This window comes from Candidatus Hydrogenedentota bacterium, from assembly GCA_012523015.1.
GTDB lineage: Bacteria > Hydrogenedentota > Hydrogenedentia > Hydrogenedentales > CAITNO01 > JAAYBJ01.
This window is the reverse complement of the sequence record JAAYJI010000061.1, coordinates 1-3,329: the sequence shown is the minus strand read 5'-3', so window position 1 is coordinate 3,329 and position 3,329 is coordinate 1. Positions and strand designations below refer to the sequence as shown.

Below are 3,329 nucleotides of genomic sequence, written 5' to 3'. Positions count from 1 at the left end.
CCCTATCACCTTCCTCGATAAATACAATCCAGATCAGTTCGAAATCTTGGGGACAAGCGATAATGGACTTGTTGATGATAGCTTCAAGACAACACCAGGTTTAACAAGACAGTTTGTTGAGGATTATTATAAACGTGGCGGCACAGGAGCCTATAAGGAAGGTAATCCTACAGCCGGCTATTATGAAAATGGTGTGGCAAAAATGGCGTATAAAAGAATCTTCATAAGGCATAGGAAAAAGTGAAATGAAAACCACCCTGAGAACCGATATCACCGTCGCCGCCATCTGCGAGGGGTTCGTGTACAACCAGTTGGAGGGCAAGGGCTTGTTCGGGCTGGGCGGCAGGCTCACCATCCAGCCGGAATACCAGCGCAACTACATCTATGCGGACGGCGGCGGCAAAAAGGAGCAGGCGGTCATCCGCTCCCTCCTCAAGGGGTATCCGCTGGGGCTGATCTACTTCAACACCGTCGCGCCGGACAGGTTCGAGGTGCTGGACGGCCAGCAGCGGATCACCAGCATCGGGCGGTTCGTCACCAACAAGTTTGCGATCATGGATGCCGGCAACCCGCAGTACTTCGACAGCCTACCCGCCGACCAGCAGGCTAGGATCATGGGCTCGAAACTGTTGATCTACGAATGCGAGGGCACGGAGAGCGAGATCAAGCAGTGGTTCGAGACGATCAACATCGCGGGCGTGCCGCTCAATGCCCAAGAGCTCCTGAACGCCATCTACTCCGGGCCGTTCGTGACGCGCGCCAAGGCCGAGTTCAGCAACAGCCAGAACGCGAACATCCAGAAGTGGAGCGCATACATCAAGGGCAGCGCCACCCGGCAAGAGTTCCTGGAGCGCGCGCTGGAGTGGGTGAGCCGGGGCGATATCGGCGGCTACATGAGCGCCCATCGCAACGATGACAACATCAATGAGCTGAAGGCGTACTTCAACAGCGTGATCGACTGGGTTTCAGCGGTGTTCATCGACGTCCTTCCGGAGATGAAGGGCCTGGAGTGGGGTAGGCTGTACGAGGCGTATCACGGCAACTCCTACGACCCGAAGAAGATGTCCCAAGAGGTGAAAGAGCTCGCCGCCGACCCGAATGTGACGAACCGCAAAGGTATCTTTGAGTATCTCCTGGGCGGTTCGACGGACAAGAAGTTGTTGGCGGTTCGGGTGTTCGATAAGCGGGTTATACAGGACGTCTATGCCAGACAGACGGCCGAGGCCCAGGCCCGGGGCATGTCCAACTGTCCGCTCTGCGCGGTGGGGGACACCGCGAACAAACACAGAATCTATCTGCTCAAAGATATGGACGCCGACCACGTCACCGCGTGGAGCAAAGGCGGCGAGAGCACGGCGGAGAACTGCCAGATGCTCTGCGTGACCCACAATCGGGCCAAAGGCAATCGGTAATTCGGAAGAATGAAGAGGGGCTAACAATCGGCGTCACACGTACGCGAGGCCCGCGGCGGACCTCGTGCCGGTGCGCCGTGACGTTATACCATATGGAGAAAAGTTCGCGGTGAGTGAGCGATTTTCAAAGCGATACGGGTTCCATCAACCCGTGGCATCAGACATCGGGGTGCGGCAAGATGCACCACCGAATTTGCGCACCTTAATTATTGAAGTCGCTTATGAGTGCGGCTTCAGTCCAACAAGTCTCCGTGAAGCGATTTGCAGGATTCTCCGAAATCGTCCCGACCCGAATAATTGGTCCGAATACCCCAATATCAATAAAGAAGTGTACGGTCTAGTAGATAACTGCCTTGGTATCGAGTGTACGACGTTGTAGAAGGTCTGGTTGCTAAGATGCGAAGGAAAGCGTCTTCATACGATGCAAGCAGGTTTGAAACGGAGTTCAACGATTTCTGTGTTGAAAACGGCATCGGCTGGAAAATAGCTGATGGTGTGATTGAGGCACGTGGCACCGAAGCATTGGAGCAGTCGATTCAACGTGCCGTTGCAACGCTTGAGAGTAATGCACTCGAAACGGCGCAGCGTGAGCTTCGTGAGGCAATCCGAGATCTTTCTCGGCGTCCAGACCCAGATCTCACCGGCGCAATCCACCACGCCATGGCAGCTCTCGAATGTGTCGCGCGTAACGCTTCCGGAGACGAAAGAGCAACGCTCGGTGAAATAATGAAGCGTTACGACGATTTGATCCCGCAGCCGCTTGATCAGGTTGTTTCAAAGACGTGGGGCTTCGCATCCGAGAATGCTCGTCATCTTCGAGAAGGCCAAGCGCTTTCCTATGAGGAAGGAGAGTTAATTGTCGGTCTTTCGGCTGTACTCTGTAGCTATCTTTCGGCAAAGCACAATGTATAACAAGGCTCCACCTGACCGCCATCCCGCAGCTTCGCTGCGCGCTGGCGGCAGGTGACCTTGGGCGTTAGCCGCCATTGGAGGAAATATGGACTTATTGACGTTCTTCTCAAACATAATAAACTATCTGGCTTGGCCATTTACTCTTGTGATTGCGATTCTCCTCCTGAGAAAGCCTTTGCGAGAATTATTCCCCTTTCTTCAGAAACTCAAGTACAAGGAAATTGAGATTGAATTTGGGAAGCAAGTTAGAGAAGTGGGTGAAGAACTCGCAGAAAAATTGACGCCTATAGAACCCGAGTTGGAATTAGTCCCAGCAGAGGAAAGTGTGTTAGCAAAATTGGCTGAGATATCTCCTCAATCTGCGGTCATGGAGGCTTGGCGTAGAGTTGAACTAGCCGCACTTGAAGCATCTAGGCGACTTGGAGGAGATACCTTCAAGAACCAGACTTTCACATTCCAAGCTATCAAGTTTCTCGAGAGGCAGGAGACTCTCGACAGATCCATCATTAGCATCTTGCGTGATTTGCGCGGTCTACGGAATCAGGCAGCTCATGCTCCTGAATTTGCACTTACAACAGAATCGGCTCTCGTATATACTATTGCTTCAGATTCTATCATAAAATACTTGAAGCAGAATGTCGTTTGCGGCTAACATCGGCTCCACCTGACCGCCTTCGGCGGAGGTACGAGTCGACACTTCGCTAACTTTCATGCTAGGCGATCTCGTCGCCCACCCCCTGTCACGGCTTCAGGTGGGCCAACCCGTTATCCTATGAGGAAAAATATGCATCGAGGAAGTCGAAAGCATATTCTAGATTGGACGTCTCGAAAAAATTTTCTTGGCGATTTTGTGGACCTTATTAGTTTGCCAGAATTTGTAGTGTCCACTCCCACAATCTGGCAGCCTAAAGGCTACAAACAACCCGATGAGGCACGCCTTGACAGTTATGGACGGCAGTTCATCCTTGACCACGCTTTATGGAACAATCTTGCCTATTGGTGGCT

3 protein-coding genes and 1 pseudogene are annotated in these 3,329 nt (G+C 52.6%); all 4 read left to right on the top strand.

Annotation, left to right across the window (positions count from 1 at the left end):
- A partial coding sequence (locus GX117_02645) for a DNA methyltransferase (GenBank protein ID NLO32244.1) occupies nucleotides 1-244 on the top strand: 244 nt, incomplete at its 5' end.
- Between the two features lies 1 nt (nucleotide 245).
- The gene (locus GX117_02640; protein ID NLO32243.1) at nucleotides 246-1,412 is read left to right on the top strand and encodes a DUF262 domain-containing protein; all 1,167 of its coding nucleotides are present in this window, start codon (nucleotides 246-248) and stop codon (nucleotides 1,410-1,412) included.
- Nucleotides 1,413-1,521: 109 nt separating this feature from the next.
- A pseudogene (locus GX117_02635) lies at nucleotides 1,522-2,324 on the top strand (hypothetical protein).
- Between the two features lie 85 nt (nucleotides 2,325-2,409).
- Nucleotides 2,410-2,976: a hypothetical protein gene (locus GX117_02630; GenBank protein ID NLO32242.1), complete on the top strand. Its 567-nt coding sequence runs from the start codon at nucleotides 2,410-2,412 to the stop codon at nucleotides 2,974-2,976.
- The last annotated feature ends 353 nt before the right edge of the window (nucleotides 2,977-3,329 follow it).